The organism is Deefgea sp. CFH1-16 (assembly GCF_016881365.1).
Classification (GTDB): domain Bacteria; phylum Pseudomonadota; class Gammaproteobacteria; order Burkholderiales; family Chitinibacteraceae; genus Deefgea.
Genome location: NZ_WLYT01000001.1, coordinates 2,881,326 through 2,898,121, shown reverse-complemented (window position 1 = coordinate 2,898,121; position 16,796 = coordinate 2,881,326). Strand labels below are relative to the sequence as shown.

Annotated in this window: 14 protein-coding genes and 3 pseudogenes; 10 read left to right on the top strand and 7 right to left on the bottom strand. The window is 49.2% G+C overall.

Features of this window, described 5'->3' with window-relative positions:
* Positions 1-29: 29 nt before the first annotated feature.
* Positions 30-791, top strand: a complete 762-nt coding sequence (locus GKO28_RS15890; protein WP_182077019.1) for a DedA family protein — start codon at positions 30-32, stop codon at positions 789-791.
* A 429-nt stretch (positions 792-1,220) separates the two neighbouring features.
* Here the strand turns inward: GKO28_RS15890 and murI are convergent, their stop codons facing one another.
* Together murI and GKO28_RS15880 are read right to left on the bottom strand one after the other, a co-directional pair.
* Positions 1,221-2,027 (bottom strand): glutamate racemase, encoded by an 807-nt coding sequence (gene murI, locus GKO28_RS15885; RefSeq protein WP_182077017.1) that lies wholly within the window; start codon positions 2,025-2,027, stop codon positions 1,221-1,223.
* Positions 2,028-2,135: 108 nt separating this feature from the next.
* Positions 2,136-3,785 carry a SulP family inorganic anion transporter gene (locus tag GKO28_RS15880; protein WP_182077016.1) on the bottom strand — a complete coding sequence of 550 codons (1,650 nt, stop codon included), beginning with the start codon at positions 3,783-3,785 and terminating at the stop codon, positions 2,136-2,138.
* Positions 3,786-4,085: 300 nt separating this feature from the next.
* Between GKO28_RS15880 and GKO28_RS15875 the strand changes: the two are divergent.
* Positions 4,086-4,751 (top strand): annotated as a pseudogene (locus tag GKO28_RS15875) (fused MFS/spermidine synthase); the annotation flags it as partial.
* Between the two features lie 50 nt (positions 4,752-4,801).
* On the opposite strand, the gene GKO28_RS15870 reads toward GKO28_RS15875, so the two are convergent.
* The 3 genes from GKO28_RS15870 to GKO28_RS15865 form a co-directional block, all read right to left on the bottom strand.
* Entirely contained in the window at positions 4,802-5,764 is a 963-nt protein-coding gene (locus tag GKO28_RS15870; protein ID WP_247646594.1) for a peptide MFS transporter, read from the bottom strand.
* Positions 5,765-5,808: 44 nt separating this feature from the next.
* Complete coding sequence (locus GKO28_RS20440; protein ID WP_247646593.1) at positions 5,809-6,183, bottom strand: hypothetical protein; 375 nt, start codon at positions 6,181-6,183, stop codon at positions 5,809-5,811.
* A gap of 65 nt (positions 6,184-6,248) precedes the next feature.
* Positions 6,249-6,896 (bottom strand): LamB/YcsF family protein, encoded by a 648-nt coding sequence (locus GKO28_RS15865; protein WP_282099341.1) that lies wholly within the window; start codon positions 6,894-6,896, stop codon positions 6,249-6,251.
* Positions 6,897-7,187: 291 nt separating this feature from the next.
* Here GKO28_RS15865 and GKO28_RS15860 point away from each other — a divergent pair, with 291 nt between their 5' ends.
* The 4 genes from GKO28_RS15860 to GKO28_RS15845 all read left to right on the top strand — a co-directional run bounded on the left by GKO28_RS15860 (position 7,188) and on the right by GKO28_RS15845 (position 10,376).
* Complete coding sequence (locus GKO28_RS15860) at positions 7,188-7,697, top strand: DUF3391 domain-containing protein (protein ID WP_182077013.1); 510 nt, start codon at positions 7,188-7,190, stop codon at positions 7,695-7,697.
* Positions 7,672-7,917: an HD-GYP domain-containing protein gene (locus GKO28_RS15855; protein WP_182077012.1), complete on the top strand. Its 246-nt coding sequence runs from the start codon at positions 7,672-7,674 to the stop codon at positions 7,915-7,917. The genes GKO28_RS15860 and GKO28_RS15855 overlap by 26 nt, the downstream gene beginning before the upstream one ends.
* 83 nt (positions 7,918-8,000) lie before the next feature.
* Complete coding sequence (locus GKO28_RS15850) at positions 8,001-8,465, top strand: HD domain-containing phosphohydrolase (protein ID WP_182077506.1); 465 nt, start codon at positions 8,001-8,003, stop codon at positions 8,463-8,465.
* Positions 8,466-8,501: 36 nt separating this feature from the next.
* Positions 8,502-10,376 (top strand): PAS domain-containing hybrid sensor histidine kinase/response regulator, encoded by a 1,875-nt coding sequence (locus GKO28_RS15845; RefSeq protein ID WP_182077011.1) that lies wholly within the window; start codon positions 8,502-8,504, stop codon positions 10,374-10,376.
* Between the two features lie 25 nt (positions 10,377-10,401).
* Here GKO28_RS15845 and queG read toward each other — a convergent pair whose 3' ends face one another.
* Positions 10,402-11,478, bottom strand: a complete 1,077-nt coding sequence (gene queG, locus GKO28_RS15840) for a tRNA epoxyqueuosine(34) reductase QueG (RefSeq protein WP_182077010.1) — start codon at positions 11,476-11,478, stop codon at positions 10,402-10,404.
* Between the two features lies 1 nt (position 11,479).
* On the opposite strand from queG, the pseudogene tsaE reads away from it, so the two are divergent.
* Both tsaE and GKO28_RS15830 read left to right on the top strand, forming a co-directional pair.
* Positions 11,480-11,987: pseudogene (gene tsaE, locus GKO28_RS15835) on the top strand (tRNA (adenosine(37)-N6)-threonylcarbamoyltransferase complex ATPase subunit type 1 TsaE).
* Positions 11,984-13,297, top strand: a complete 1,314-nt coding sequence (locus GKO28_RS15830) for an N-acetylmuramoyl-L-alanine amidase (RefSeq protein ID WP_203564218.1) — start codon at positions 11,984-11,986, stop codon at positions 13,295-13,297. Before tsaE ends, GKO28_RS15830 begins: the two are co-directional and overlap by 4 nt.
* Before the next feature lie 51 nt (positions 13,298-13,348).
* Here GKO28_RS15830 and GKO28_RS15825 read toward each other — a convergent pair whose 3' ends face one another.
* On the bottom strand, positions 13,349-13,684 hold the full coding sequence (locus tag GKO28_RS15825) for a response regulator (RefSeq protein WP_182077008.1): 336 nt from the start codon (positions 13,682-13,684) through the stop codon (positions 13,349-13,351).
* 71 nt (positions 13,685-13,755) lie between these two features.
* On the opposite strand from GKO28_RS15825, the gene mutL reads away from it, so the two are divergent.
* Together mutL and miaA are read left to right on the top strand one after the other, a co-directional pair.
* Positions 13,756-15,726: a DNA mismatch repair endonuclease MutL gene (gene mutL / locus GKO28_RS15820; RefSeq protein WP_182077007.1), complete on the top strand. Its 1,971-nt coding sequence runs from the start codon at positions 13,756-13,758 to the stop codon at positions 15,724-15,726.
* A gap of 84 nt (positions 15,727-15,810) precedes the next feature.
* Positions 15,811-16,763, top strand: a pseudogene (gene miaA, locus GKO28_RS15815) (tRNA (adenosine(37)-N6)-dimethylallyltransferase MiaA).
* Positions 16,764-16,796 lie beyond the last annotated feature (33 nt).

The window sequence follows — 16,796 nt, the reverse complement described above, 5'->3', positions numbered from 1 at the left end:
TAGGAACTAAATCAGCCGAGCGTGCCCTAATGAGCACGTTCACTCCAAACCCCTTGACCATGCAAGACTTGCTGCAAACCGCCATCAACCATTCCAATGAATTGGCCCTCGCGCTGTTATTTATTATTGTCTTGGCCGAATCCACCGCCTTAATTGGGCTGATTATTCCCGGTACTATTTTAATGGTCAGTATGGGCACATTGATTGGCAGCGGCAAAATGGATTTTTGGCTCGCGTGTAGCGTTGGTTTTGTCGCCGCGCTCTTGGGTGACCTGATTTCCTACGCACTCGGTTATCGCTATCGCCGCCAGCTACAACGGCTCAAGCTGATTCGTCAGCATCGTCGGCTACTGATTCAAGCTCGACATGTGTTGCGTCATCACGGCGCGATTGGTATTTTTGTTGGTCGATTTTTAGGGCCAACGCGGCCAGTACTACCCATGGTGGCAGGTATGCTCTCCATGCCCGCCAAGCGCTTTATGCCGGCATGTATACTGGCCTGCGTGCTTTGGTCGCCACTGTATTTTTTACCTGGAATTTTAGCCGGTGCGGCCCTCGGACTTGGGGCAAGTAATGCGGTGCATTTTCCGACACTTTTGATGGTGACTTTGGCGCTGATACTGACCGCAGGATGGATGTTGTGGCGCTTATTCAAGTTGAGCGTACCGCATCGCGGGTTTACTTTCGGCACGCCCATCAGTGCATTAGCCAGCGCTGGCGCACTGTACTTACTACTCACCCATCCCCATGCCAACAACTACGGCAGCCGACTGTGGCAGGTATTAAGCTAAAACCGTCAACAATCTAATGCATGCGGCGTCAGCAAAATACTGCGCCGCATCGCTTTCAGCGACCAATCAACGCAAAAAAATTATTCCTTTAAATTCAACGCTAGATTTGCGCCAAATCAAATTGTGACATTGGTCACAAAGAGAAATCAGATTATGATTGGGTTTCGTCATTCATCGCAATTCAAATCTCTTTCTCATCCTTAAAGAGGCCAAGATCATGCACAACAAGCCAGCTGTCCGCACCGTACGCGTCACCGAACTCGGTCATACCCACATACCTAAACCCAAACAAACTTTTGCTGATCGAATGCGTGGCAGCACACCATTTGCATGGATTAAGCTCAATCAAAACCTAGCGCACTAAAAGAAACTGCCTCGATGTTTAACAGTCGAGGCAGTTAGTTTTACAGGCGAATATCGACAACGCAATTACAACTGAGCCAGCTCAATTTTACCTAAGCTACGCCCCAAAAATCGCTCACCAATGGTTTGAAACTTCACCGGTAAATCGGTAACCACGAAGCGATAATCTGGAATTTGATGTGCTGGATTTGCCAAGCCACGCGACTGCAAAATCTCGGCGGTTTGCGCTGCAATCGACAGCGCCGAATCCACCAGCTGCATTCGATCGCCACAAATATCCATCAACAACGGCTTTATTAACGGGTAATGCGTACAGCCCAGCACCAGCGTATCAATCGATTCAACAAATACCGGCTTGAGATATTCTTGCGCGGTTAAACGCGTCACGGCATGGTCGAGCCAACCTTCTTCTACCAAAGGTACAAACAACGGGCAAGCTTGTGAATACACGCGGCAATCCGGGTTGAGCTGGTGAATCGCCCGTGCATAGGCATTGGAATTAATCGTCGTTGGCGTACCAATCACGCCAATTCCGCCGGTTTTGGTGTGCGCCACCGCGTTTTTTGCGCCCGCTTCAATCACGTCCAGCACAGGCACATTGGCTGACGCCCGCACTTTATCGGCGGCCACGGCCGCCATCGTATTGCAGGCAATAATCAGCATCTTGACTTCTTGCTGCTGCAAGAAATTCGCAATTTGCTGGGTATAGTGCTCAATGGTCGCCACTGACTTCACGCCATACGGCACCCGCGCCGTATCGCCAAAATAAATGATATTTTCAAAAGGTAAACGGTCCATTAAGGCCCGCACGACGGTAAGTCCACCCACCCCAGAATCAAAAACGCCAATCGGGTGCGACGGTAATGAAGTCATATTCGGCCTAGCAACAAAACATACAAAGGCGGGATTCTACTCTGATGCCCAAGAGAAAACACCGCAAGTACACAAAAAGTCAGCCTACTTAATATATCAATCAACATATCAATCCGCACATAAACCATCGGCTCTAGCAATCGCACTCGCCAAATCGGCGCAGTAATTGCTCGCCCCCAACGTTGTCATCACCCCAGCACGCTCTAATTTGGCCAAAACGCGCACATTGGCTTCACACAGCAGCACTCGCACGTCACGACGCTGCAGCTGCGCAATCGCCTCATCCAATACCTGCAAGCCAGTAATATCAATAAACGGCACACGTAATAATCGAATCACCAGCACCTTGGGGTCGGTATGCGTAGCGGCGAGCGCGCGCTCAAAGTTTTCTACTGCACCAAAGAAAAACGGCCCTTCAATCGAATACACCAACACGCCTGCGGGCAGTTGAATTAAACCTTGCTGGATTAATTCAACACCAATCTGCTGCTCATTTTGTGCCACCACTTCAACCGACATCGACATCCGGCGCAAAAAATGCAGCGTGGCTAAAATCACCCCGATATTCACCGCCACCACTAAGTCGGCAAACACCGTTAACACAAAAGTAATCAGTAAAATCGCCACGTCGGCACGCGGGGCATGCGTCAACATATGCCAAAAATGCTTCACTTCGCTCATATTCCACGCCACCACAAACAAAATCGCCGCCAAAGCAGCCAAAGGAATCGACGCGGCGAGCGGCGCTAAAAACAAAATAATCACTAATAAAGTAATGCCGTGCACAATGCCCGCCAAGGGACTGTTGCCGCCGTTGCGAATATTGGTCGCGGTGCGCGCAATCGCGCCAGTAGCGGCAAAACCACCAAATAACGGCGTAACCAAATTAGCCAGCCCTTGGCCGACTAACTCTTGATTTGAATCATGCCGCGTGCCGGTCATGCCATCGGCCACCACCGCAGACAGCAATGACTCAATCGCCCCCAGCATGGCAATGGTGAACGCCGGACCAATCAAATTAATCAATTGACCAGTACTGACTTGCGGCAGCGAAAACTCAGGCAAGCCTTGCGGAATACCGCCAAACGCCGAACCGATGGTCGCTACACCCGCAAAATGAAATTGCGACTGCAAACCTGTGGCCAGCACCATCGCCAACAATGGCCCGGGGATTTTTTGCGTCCAACGCCATTTGGGCGCAACAATCAGTACCAATAAGCTCAGCGCCGCCAAACCAGTTGTCGCCCAATGCAAATGCGGCAAAGCCTGCACAGTGAGCCAGAATTTTTGATGAAAATGCTCGCCCTGCACCGCAGGTAGACCAAAAAAAGCCCCCCACTGCCCGACCCAAATAATCACGCCGATCCCAGCGGTAAAGCCCACAATCACCGGCGCAGGAATAAATTTAATCACGCCGCCGAGTTTGGCCAAACCCATTAACAGCAAAATAACGCCGGCCATCATCGTGGCCACTTGCAAGCCCGTCACGCCGTATTGCGCGGTAATGCCGGACAAAATCACAATAAACGCGCCCGTTGGCCCCGCGATTTGCACGCGGCTGCCACCACAAATGGCCACAATAATACCGGCCACAATCGCGGTATAAATCCCTTGTTCGGGCTTGACGCCTGACGCGATGGCAAACGCCATCCCAAGCGGCAAAGCCACCACACCCACAATCGCCCCAGCAACGATATTGCTCAACCAATTTTTGGGCGCAAGCAGCCCGGCTTTTTGCGCGGCAATCAAAGCAATCACGATGTATGGCCTATGAAGAACAACATATTTCTTATTGTAGCCTTACATCGGTAATATTTGCATGCGCTAGATCAGACCCTACTTTATTTGTTGATTATTTGTTGAACATGCGATGATGACGGGCTAATTCATTTTTAATAGTGCCAGCCAGAGTGACTAAGCAGCCCAGCCCATCTTTTGCCGATTTATTTGCCGAGACCTTAAGCGGAAAACCGTTTGTGTATGAAGAAGGTGATGAAGTCTCATTGATGTTTGACCTCACCACCGTCCAAAGCCGAATGAAGCGCCAAAACCCCGCAAGACCTCATACTGGGGTATACGCGCTCAATGATTGCATTTTGCCTACTGCAAGCCAATACCCAGCATATAGGCATGATTGGTCTCGGCGGCGGTTCATTGACCAAATACTGCCATCATTACCTGCCGCATTGCGCAATTAAAGTCGCTGAAATCGACACTGATGTCATCGCCTTGCGCGATCGCTTTGCCATTCCCAACGACAGTGCCCGACTCAAAATTGATTGCGTTGACGGCGCGGCGTGGTTAAAACGCCAATCGGCGTTTGATGCGCTCTTGGTTGACGCGTATAGCCAAAGCGGCATGCCAGAAAGCCTGGCCACCGCACAATTTTTTGACGATTGCCGCGCAGCTTTGGCCGATCAAGGGGTGTTGGTGGTCAATCTTTGGGGTAGCGACGCGCGCTTTGACAGCTACTATCAACGGATTCGCACGGTGTTTGACGGCGCAGCCATTGCCATTGGTGCCGATGGCTGTGCCAACCGAATTGTTTTAGCCATGAACGGCGGTAAGTTCCCGCCTAATTCACGCGCCATCATGCAGCGCGCGCAAGCGCTGGCCAACGCGCATAGCGTTGATCTACCGGCCTTAGCGCGCCGAATCGAGCGCGCCTTGCGCCATCCCGACGGATTAGAGCCAGCCAACCGCCATATTGAAGCTGCAGGTTGATGTAAAAAAAGCCCAGCATTAGCTGGGCATTTTTGCGACTCACACCACGATTAGCGAATTCCGTGCATCATTTTTTGCAATGGCTTGCTGGCAAATAGCAATAAGCCGCCCGCCAAGAACGACATAGCGACAAACAACAACATAAAGAAGTCGTGCAAATTGCTCACTTGCCAGCCCAAGAAAGACGGAAAAGGTTTGCCTGATTCCGGATAAAACCCAGCCAAAATACCGGCAAACCAATTGGCGGCGGCATTGGCCAAAAACCATACCGCCATCAATAACGACGCAAATCGTGCTGGTGCTAGTTTATTCACCAAAGACAGGCCAATTGGCGACAAACACAATTCACCCATGGTATGCAGCCAATACATCGACACCAACCACAAGATCGATACCTTCATTCCGGCATCAATACCATCAACACCAAAAGCAATCACCACGTAGCCCAAGCCCAATAAAATCAAGCCCCACGCCATTTTGGTCGGCGACGACGGCTCTTTGCCTTTGGCCGAAAGTGTCATCCACAAGCGCGCCATAATCGGTGCAAAGATCAACACAAACACCGGATTTAACGATTGAAACCACGATGCCGGTACTTCAAAACCATAAATCATCCGGTCAGTCGATTCGCGGGCAAAAAAGGTGAGTGATACGCCAGCTTGCTCAAACGCCGACCAGAAAAACACCACAAAAAAGGCCAATACGCCGATCACAATCATTCTTTGAATATCAATGGTGCTTAACGAGGTATCAACCTTGCTTTTCTCAAGTGCCGACAACTGTTTGGGCGGCAAACCTAAGATTTGCCCTTCGGGCGACAATAAGTATTTATTTTTAAATGCTTGAAAAATCACCAACGACAGCAGCATCCCAACACCGGCGGCTAAAAAGCCCCAGCGAAAATCAGCCGGATTACCGGTATCACCCAAAGTGCCGCAAATCAATGGCGCACAAAATGAGCCTAAATTAATCCCCATATAAAAAATGGGTATACGCCGCATCTTTGCGCGCATCGTTCGGCGCATACAGCTGCCCGACCATGGTGGAAATATTGGGTTTAAAAAAAGCCATTGCCCAAACAAATCAAGCCCAAGCCGGAATAAAAGAACGGCAGCGCCAAGGCTAAATTGGTGTAAAACGTGCTAGCAAAAAACAAAGAGAACTGCCCTGCTGCCATCAATAAGCCGCCGACTAAAATCGAGCGCTGATTACCCCAATAACGATCGGCAATATAACCCCCAATCAGCGGCGTTAAAAAAACCAATCCGGTGTATTGCCCATACAAAGCAGAAGTGAAATGTTTATCAAACGACAGTGCGGAAATCATGAATAAAGCCAATAAAGCACGATTGCCATAATACGAAAACCGTTCCCACATTTCGGTAGCGAAAAGCAGATACAGTCCTTTAGGATGAGCTTGTGTTGCAGACATAGAAGCACGCTATCAATGATTGATTTGCGTTTACCTTAACGCATCAGCCGCCCTTTTGACCAGACTCAGCACACAGACGGACGCCTGAATTCAATAAAAAACTGACGAATCGCAAGCGTTTGCGCCAAGGCAAGGTAATTATCACCCAACACCGACAAAGATTGGACTTGCCCCACTAGCGCTAAAGCTTGCTGTTGTGACTCGGCCCAGTCTAGCGCTTGCGAGGTATCGAGCGCCACACCTGATGCCTCATACCCTGCGTCGCAATGCCCTAGCGAACCTTCCGAAATTGTCGTCAAACCACGCGCTGCGGCAGCGTGTAGTAACTCACTTTCCAGCGGCGCCATCACCGATAAATCCGGATCAATTTCAAAAATCAATTGCGCGATTTGATCGGCTAACACCGGGTTTTTTGCTGCGTCACGATATAAAGCCCCATGCAATTTAACGTAAACCACCGCAACCCCGACTTCGATACAGACCGCCTTCATGGCCCATAATTGGGCGGTGATACTAAACACCAATTGCGAAGGATTCATCGAGAGTGATCGTTGCCCCAAATGTAAGCGATCGGGATAGCTCGGCGCCGCGCCAATACAAACCCCGTACTCTTGCGCCAAACGCACTGCCGCTCGTATTGAATCCACACTCCCGGCGTGTCCGCCGCAAGCAATATTGGCCATAGACACCAGCGGCATCCATTGCGAGTCCAAATCCTGATCGCGACCAAAATCAGCGTTTTTAACCCAAGAAACACGCCCTGCTCAATCACAACAATTTCCTTTGTGGTAACGATGCGCTTTAGCGCAACGTCGCCAGTGGTAGATAAAAATAAAACCAACCCGCTCAACCAGCGCTCAGCGCGACTAAGGGGCAACAGCACAAAACAATTACTGACATAAAATTTACAAAAATCGATTTAATTATTATTAAAAATTTCAAATTTCTGAATATAGTTGCGAGGAAAGGCAGATTTTATCAGCAAATTAGCCATAATTAAGTTCATGCTTGAAACCGATGCGTACGCCATGACCAATGAGTCCAATTATTTTGTTCACCCCGATCAGCTACAGGTGGGTGTCTATATCCAACTCGATTTGCACTGGATGGCGCATCCATTTAGCTTTGGTAGTTTTAAAATCAAATCGATCGATCAAATCGAGACGTTAAAAAAACTCGGCTTAACTAAAATTCGCTACATCCCTAATAAAAGTGATATTCAGCCCTTGGTGGCCACCTCGCCAGCCATGACGCCAACTGCCGAGCCCGCCCCCATCGCAATCCACAATGAAGTGACTGACCCGGCCGTATTGGCACTATTGGCCGCAAAACGTCAACGCCAAGCCCAACACGAACAACGTCAAGCGCAACTGGATGCCTGCGAAAAAGCATTCGGCAAAGCGGCAAAGACCGTGAGAAGCATAAATAGCCAAATCCATATTGATGCCAAAAAAAACCGTAGCCGCAGCCGATCAACTCGTCAATCAAATGCTCGATTCACTGCTGATCGATGATGATATTGCGATTCACCTAATGAATGGCAATACGCTGGGCGATGAAACTTATTTTCATACTTTAAATGTGGCCGTTTTAGCCCTAATGCTCGGTCGAGCCATGCAATTATCACGCGATGATATCCGCACTTTGGGTTTGGCGGCTTTATTTCACGATATCGGCAAAAGCGAAGTTCCTGATCGAATTTTACTAAAAAACCGAAGCCTTAAATCGTGCTGAACAAGCCTTGATGGAGCAACACTCAAAATGGGGTGCCGAGATGGCGCATCGGGCTGGCTTAAGCGCCGGCGTTTTAAAAACTCATTGTCCAACATCATGAATACTGTGATGGCTCGGGCTATCCACAGCGGCTGCAATTAGCTCAAATAGACCCACTAGCGCGCATTCTGGCCTTGGTCAATACCTATGACAATCACTGCAATCGCAATAATCCAGCGCTGTCTTTAACGCCGCATGAAGGACTGGCGTTAATGTTTACACAACACAAAGCCAAATTTGACCCCGGCCCACTCAATCACTTTATTAAATGCCTTGGTGTCTATCCGCCAGGGACTTTAGTTATTTTATCTAATGACTGTTATGGCTTAGTGGTCTCAGTGAATGCTTCGCGCCCTTTGCGACCGCAGGTTTTAGTCTGTGGCATTGAATCGGGCAGCGAAAACGCCATTATTTTAGATTTGGAGCACGAAAATGGCATCAAATATCAGCAAATCCATCAAGGCCAATCAACTGAGCGCGGATGCGGCTCGCGCTTTAAGTCCAAGTAAACGGATGAACTATTTTTTTAGTGCCAGCGAATCAGTATGACCTTACTTGCCCAAAATCTGCTCGATGCTTGCGCCACAGCGATTTTAGCTGTCACGCCGCATGATTTACGCATTGTCTTTGCCAATCAAGCCAGTACTTTGCTGCTCGGTTACACCCAACAGGAATTAATTGGTCGACCGATTCAAGAGATTGAAACTGGATTACAAGAACATTTTTATTGGGATGACGTTCAAAATGGCGGCAATGCCCACATCAGCCAGCTTGAAACTGATTACCGCCATGCGCAGGGATATTTTCTATCGGTATGCAAAAGCGTTCGCAGCACCACTTGGGAAGATCAAACACTGTGCGTGATTTCTTTTTATGACATCAGCCAGAGTAAACGACTGGAGCGGGAAAGTGCGCTAACCGCCTCGTTATTATTTGCCACATTAGAATCCACCGCCGATGGCATAGTCGTGACCGATTTGGACGGACACATTCGCCATTGCAACGCCGCAATGATGCAAATTTGGCAATGGTCGGATACGCGCCAATCTGAAGCTTTATTTGAATGGATTAAACCGCAACTCAAAAATGCCGAAGAATTTCAAAATTGGCTAGATCTACTGTATAGCGACCCCTACCTGGAATCGCAGTTTGCGGCTCATCTACTTGACGGTCGATTTTATGACTTCAATAGCCAAGCCCAGCGCTTGGGTGAAGCACCTGAAGGCCGGATTTTTAGCGTTCATGACAGCACAGCGATAAAAACCAGCGAAGCGGCACTGCGTATCGCGCACCAAAAAGCGCAGGCCGCCAGTCACGCCAAATCAGAATTTTTATCGCATATGAGCCATGAACTCAGAACGCCGCTCAATGCGATTTTGGGCTTTGCCCAACTCATTTACATCGACACCGATAATCCACAACGCCTACTGGGTAATTACATTATTAATGCCGGTCGACATTTACTCGACATGATTAACGAAGTGCTCGATTTAGCCAGTATCGAAGCCGGAAAACTCACCTTACGCCATGAAACCATTGACCTGGTGCCGATTGTTCGCGACTGCTGCGAATTAATGCAAAATTTAGCCACAGAAAAAAACATCCAACTCTTTATTGATCTCCCTCCCAATTGCTGCTGGGTGGAAGGTGACGCGCGCCGCATTAAACAAATTTTATTAAATTTCACTTCCAATGCCGTCAAATATAATCGCCCAGCGGGCTCGGTCACGCTCAGCATCAGCCAAACTCAATCCGCCAATTGGCGCTTAATGGTTTCAGATACCGGCTATGGTATTAGCGAGAGCGATCAAGCTCAGCTCTTTATGGCTTTTTCTCGGGTCGGTGAGCAACAAGAAGAAATTGAAGGCACCGGGATTGGACTTGCCTTTACGCGTAAACTGGCGCAACTGATGCAAGGTGCCGTCGGCGTCAAGAGCACGCTGAATGTGGGTAGTGATTTTTGGGTAGACTTCCCTGCCGTCACTCCTACGGCAGCCCCAAGCAGCATCAACAGCGGTTCAACCGAGGCCAAGCAGCGGAAAATTCTATACGTAGAAGACGATCAACTATCACAAAAACTGATGAGCCGAATACTCGAGCAGCAGCGCGCCCATTATGCATTAGCACTAGCCAGTACCGCCGCCGAAGGCTTATTACTGGCGCAACAGCAAATCCCCGATCTCATCTTGCTCGATCGTCACCTGCCCGATGCCACTGGCGCAAGTTTGCTGGTGCAATTAAAAATGGATGAAACCACACGACATATTCCAGTCATTGCCTTATCGGGCGATGCTTTCGCCGAAGATATTCATCAAGCCATCCAGCTCGGCTTTGACGCCTATTTGACCAAACCACTGGATATTGCCAAAGCACTCCCCATTATTGACGATGCACTTGGCTATATCCATCAGGGTATATAACTCTAGCTGCCATATTAATTAAACTTCAATCAAATACCCCATGCTGCTGTAAAGCCCACTCTATATGCTCACGCACCATCTCGTTATCAATATCACGCCGAGTTTGTAAAGCGGCGATCACTTCAGGCGTGGTGCTGGCATTGCCTAAACCCACGGCTAAATTTCTGAGCCACGCCCAATAGCCAATGCGATAGATTGGGCTGCCGGCCATTTTTTGTTGAAAATCAGCTTCTGACCAAGAAAAAAGCGCCAACAAACTGACATCATCTAGACCATGGCGAATCACAAAATCAGTTTCAGGGCTGGTTTTGGCAAAACGATTCCATGGGCAAACCAATTGGCAATCATCACAACCATAAACTCGGTTACCAATTTGCGCGCGAAACTCGACTGGAATCGCCCCTTTTAATTCAATGGTTAAATACGAAATACAGCGCCGGGCATCCACGATATACGGCGCCACAATCGCTTGCGTAGGGCAAGCATCGATACACGCAGTGCATTGGCCGCAATGCTCTTTGGGCATTGGTGGGTCGGCAGGTAAGGCCACATCTAAAAACAGTTCACCGATAAAAAAGAAAGAACCATATTGCCGATTAATTAATAAACTATGTTTGCCGCGCCAACCATTGCCCGCTTGTTTGGCCAATTCAACTTCAAGGACTGGGGCCGAATCGACAAACACCCGATACCCCATTGGACCGACTAAATCGGTAATTTTTTCGGCCAATTCTTGCAGACGATGACGCAAAACTTTGTGATAATCTCGCCCTAAGGCGTAACGCGAGATATACGCCCTATTGGTATCGGCCAAGACTTCTTCTGGGGCAACGCCACCAGACAGATACGGCATAAAAACGGTAATCACCGATAAAGTGCCCGGCACTAATTCGGCTGCTCTGGCGCGCTTTAAGCCATGCCTTGCCATATAATCCATTTCGCCGTGATAGCCTGCGGCCAACCATTGGCTTAAACCCGCTTCGGCATGGCTTAAATCAATATTGGCAATCGCGGCCGCGGCAAAGCCAAGCTTGTGCGCCGAGTCTTTAATCGATTGCGCAATAACCTGTTCATTGAGTGGTAAATGTATAAATTCAGTCATATTGCAAATGATACCGCGTTCAGCGCTTTTTTTAAACGATGAAGCCGCTACGCTGGATTTTGGCCGCCAAATTGCGCAGGTATTACACGCTGGCATGGTGGTGTTTTTAGAAGGCAATTTGGGGGCAGGGAAAACCACGCTCACGCGTGGCATTCTACGCGGCGCGCGGTTTTACAGGGCGAGTTAAAAGCCCAACTTATACCTTAGTAGAACCTTACCCTTTGCTTGGACTTAAAGCCGATTCTAAATTATACTTTTATCACTTTGATTTATATCGATTTAATGATCCAAGCGAATGGGAAGACGCCGGCTTTAGGGATTACTTTAATGCCGAATCAGTGTGCTTAATTGAATGGGCCGATAAAGCCAGCGGACAACTCCCCACGCCAGATTGGATTATTCAATTAATACCCGAAGGCGAAGGCCGAAAAATTTTATTGTTCGCTACCAGTGAGTTAGGCCAAACATGCCAGAACGCTTTGACCTTAGCAGTCCAATCAGCGCAATGAATTGCGAATTAAATTTAAATCGCCGCGACGTATTGCGTGCTGCCGCCGCGACCTTGATTTTATCGGTGAGCCCGGTCAGTCTGGCTGGTAACGCCAGCGTCGTTGCGGTGCGCGTTTGGCCCTCGGCCGCGTATACCCGCGTCACGATTGAATCATCTGAGCCGCTCCCCTTTAATCAATTTATGATTAAAGACCCAGATCGCCTGGTCATTGACCTGCACGGTATTGATTTAAACACTGAATTACAAAGTTTGGCCGGTAAAGTCGGCGGCGATGATCCGTATATCAAATTACTGCGCGCTGCGCGCAATAAACCCGGCACAGTGCGCTTGGTTTTAGACTTAAAAACCCAAGTCAGCCCGCAAGTGTTTACCCTCGCGCCATTTTCAGAATACAAGCATCGTTTGGTGATTGATCTTTATCCGACCGAGCAAAACGATCCTTTGCTGGCCTTACTCAACGACAATCCAAGCGCCGCTGCGGCCAGCGCGATGCAAGCCAAGCCTGTTGAGCCCAAAGTGGCCGAAGCCGCCAAGCCCGTTGAACCTAGCAAAGCCAATGACAACACGGTTGATCGCAATAAGCTAAAAGTAGATCGTTTAATTACCGTGGTGCTCGACCCTGGCCATGGTGGTGAAGATCCGGGCGCGGTAGGCCCATCTGGCACGCATGAAAAAGTCGTCGTTTTGCAAATTGCCAAAAAACTCAAAGCGCTACTCGAAAACGAAGCGAATGTGCGCGTTGTTCTCACGCGTGATGGTGATTATTTTGTGCCATTGGGTGTGCGCGTTAAAAAGGCGCGCGCGGTCAATGCCGATTTATTTGTCTCCATTCACGCCGATGCCTTTGTGCGTCCTAGTGCCAATGGCTCATCGGTTTTTGCCTTATCCGAAGGTGGCGCGACCAGCAGCCAAGCGCGCTGGTTGGCACAAACGCAAAATGATGCCGATTTAATTGGTGGGATTAAAATCAAAACTGAAAATCCGTATTTGGCGCGTACTTTAATGGATTTAACGACGACAGCAACGATTAACGACAGCATGAAGCTTGGCAAAGCCATGCTCGGTGAGATTGGTACAATCAATCGCTTACATAAACCGAGCGTTGAACAAGCCAATTTTGCGGTACTAAAAGCGCCAGATATTCCATCGATTTTGGTTGAAACTGCGTTTATTTCAAATCCAGATGAAGAGCAAAAACTCATTTCTGATACGTATCAAGACAAAATGGCTCAAGCCTTACACAAAGGCATTAAACGCTATTTTGCTAAAAACCCACCGCTCGCTAAAACTCGCATCGCACAATCATAAAGCCATACTCACAACTGCATGTCTAATGCGTGATTCACGGCAGAGATCAATTTAGCGGCAGTAAATGGCTTCACCAAAAATCCCGATGCGCCCCCTGGTGAGTGATGTTCTGACTCTATCAATCGTGGGCTCGGCGGTCACCATAATGACTTTCGGTGCGGGGGTTAGTTTTAAAATTTGTCCGAGCAAATCGATTCCACTGGACTCGGGCAAATTAATATCCAGCAATACCAATTTAGGATGTAAGTCTAAACAAAATCGAAGTCCATCTTGCGCATGGCTCGCTTCGCCAACAACTTCAAATTCAAGGCTACGCATTAAACTGGCCATTAGATTTCTTAAAATTCCATCATCATCAATGACCACACAGCTTGGTTTTTTGTGCATCAGCTACATTCCTCGTCAGGCTGGCTGGTATACTTCTGCCTCTTTCGCTTTTACCACCATAGTTCAAATTCATGCCACGCATCCAAAGACTTTCCGATCATCTTGTGAATCAAATCGCCGCCGGCGAGGTGGTTGAGCGCCCCGCGTCGGCATTAAAAGAACTATTAGAAAACAGCATTGATGCCGGCAGCAAAAGCTTGCAAATTGAACTGCAAGCCGGCGGCAGCAAGCTCATTAAAGTCATTGACGACGGCTGCGGCATCGCCAAAGACGATCTCGGTCTGGCCTTGCATCGCCATGCCACCAGCAAAATCAGCAGCATGGATGACTTAGCCAAGGTTGGTACTTTAGGTTTTCGCGGCGAAGGCTTGGCCTCGATTGCCTCGGTTTCTCGACTGAGTTTAACCAGCCGCTTTACTGAAAATGATCAATTATCTGCCCACGCGTGGCGAGTTGAAGCCGACCATGGTCATCTACTTGAACCGGAGCCCGCCGCTTTAGCCTGCGGCACCACCATCGAAGTGCACGAGCTGTATACGCAAGTGCCCGCACGGAAAAAATTCTTAAAATCCGACAGCACCGAATACGCTCACTGCCTAAGCATGGTGGAGCGCTTGGCACTGGCTAATCCGCAAATTCAAATCACCTTGCTGCACAACGGCAAAGCGCAGCAGCGCTGGCTGGCGGGTGATTTAGCCAAACGTGCCGCAGCGATTATCGGCGATGAATTTGTGCAGTCCGGGATTGTGGTTGACGAAGGGATTGGCAGCTTACGTCTACATGGCATTACAGGTTCTCCAACACTAGGGAAAACCAGCCGCGAAGCGCAATACTTTTTTGTCAATGGCCGCTTTGTTCGCGACAAAGTGGTCATGCATGCACTTAAAGAAGCCTATCGCGATGTACTACACCACAATCTGCACGCGTCATTTTGCCTGTTTTTAGAGCTCGACCCCGAAGGCGTGGATGTCAACGTCCACCCCACCAAAATTGAAGTGCGCTTTCGCGAAAGCCAAGCCATCTATCGCTTTTTGCTGACCAGCTTATCGAAAGCGCTTGCTCAAACCAAAGCGGGTAAGTTACCAGAGGGTATAGATGCCGAGACTGGAGAAATACAAACCCCGGTAACAATACCCCAAGAAAATAACTACAAACCGCAAGATTACGCCAAAATGGCATATCGCCAACAATCGATACCGCTCGCTCCGATTGCAGGTGAAGGGCTGCAGGTTTACGAAACCATGTTTGCCGATTTACGCCAAGGTGCCGCTAGCGTCCCCAATGCTGATGTTTCACCTTCATACCGTGCACCGATTGATTTAGCGCCAGTTGCGCCAATCATCAGCAACACCGCCGAGCCTGAGCAGCGTACGAAGATCGGTGGCGCTCGCATTGATCAGCCTGCACCATGGCTAGCAACACCGCGCACTAACCTGCCACCTAGTGATGAAAATGGCGCGCCGCCACTGGGTTTTGCGTTAGGCCAATTGCATGGCGTTTATATTTTGAGCCAAACCAACGAAGGCCTCATCGTTGTCGACATGCACGCTGCGCATGAGCGCGTGGTGTATGAAAAACTCAAAACGGCACTCGATTTAGCCAATATGCCGATGCAACCTTTGCTCATTCCGCATGTATTTAACGCCGACAAATTTGACATCGCCACCGTCGAAGACTTTGGTGAGCAACTCGCCGATTTAGGGCTAGAAATCTCAGTCACTTCGCCCACACAGCTCTCAGTTCGCGCCGTGCCAATGTTATTGCAAAACAGCAATCCCGTTGAATTAGCCCAAGCCATGCTGCGCGATATTCGCCAAGTGGGCGTCTCGCAAGTGCTATCAGGCCGTCGCAACGAGCTATTGGCCACCATGGCCTGCCACGGCGCGGTGCGCGCCAATCGCCAGCTCACGCAGCCAGAAATGAACGCATTATTGCGAGAAATGGAAGTCACCGAGCGATCTGGCCAATGCAATCACGGCCGACCGACGTGGTTTCGCCTCACCATGAATGACCTTGATAAAATGTTTATGCGGGGGCAGTAATGAATTTTGTGCTGCATCCTGTATGACCACGACGCAAAGCTGCAACGCCAAACTTAATCTATCTACAATTGCCACGGCCCAATCATGAATCCACTTCCTCCTGCTATTTTCATCATGGGGCCTACGGCCAGCGGTAAAACGGCGACAGCCATGCGGCTTATAGAGAGCTGGGGCTGCCGGTTGAACTCATTTCGGTCGATTCGGCCTTAGTGTTTAAAGACATGAATATTGGCAGCGCCAAACCCAGCAAAGCCGAACTCGCGGCGGCACCGCACCATTTAATCGACATCATCGACCCTACTGAGGTCTATTCAGCCGCACAATTTAGGCTAGATGCCCGCGCCTTGATGGACGACATTATCGCGCGTGGCAAAGTGCCGGTGTTAGTTGGCGGTACCATGCTGTATTTCAACACCTTGCAACAAGGCATTCACGACCTACCCACGGCCGATGCCGAGCTGCGCGCCCAAATTCATTTAGATGCTCAAGCTATCGGTTGGGCAGCGATGCACCAACGATTAGCCGCATTAGACCCCATCACAGCGGCTCGGCTTGACCCCAATGACACACAAAGAATCGAGCGCGCTTTAGAAGTCTGCATTTTATCGGGTAAAACCATGTCGAGCATATTGGCTGAGCCCGCCAAAGAGACACTCCCCTACGATTTACTCAAAATTGCCTTAGTTCCAAGTGATCGTTCCGTGCTTCACCAACGGATTGCGCTGCGTTTTGATCAAATGCTCAGTGACGGCTTATTGGCCGAAGTACAAATGCTGCGCGCCAAATACCCGCTCAATCTGGATTTACCATCCATGCGCTGTGTCGGCTACCGCCAAGCATGGAGTCATTTAGATGGTGAATATAATTTAGCCACCTGCCGCGAAAAAGGCATTGCCGCCACCCGCCAACTCGCCAAACGCCAACTCACGTGGCTACGTAGCATGAATGACTGCGACTTAATTGACTGCGTTAGAAATGATGCAGCAACAAAATCAATTGAATTAATAGAGAAAAAATTACAAATACCTAGACATTAAAAACAAAACAACAAGAACTGATAAATCATCAAA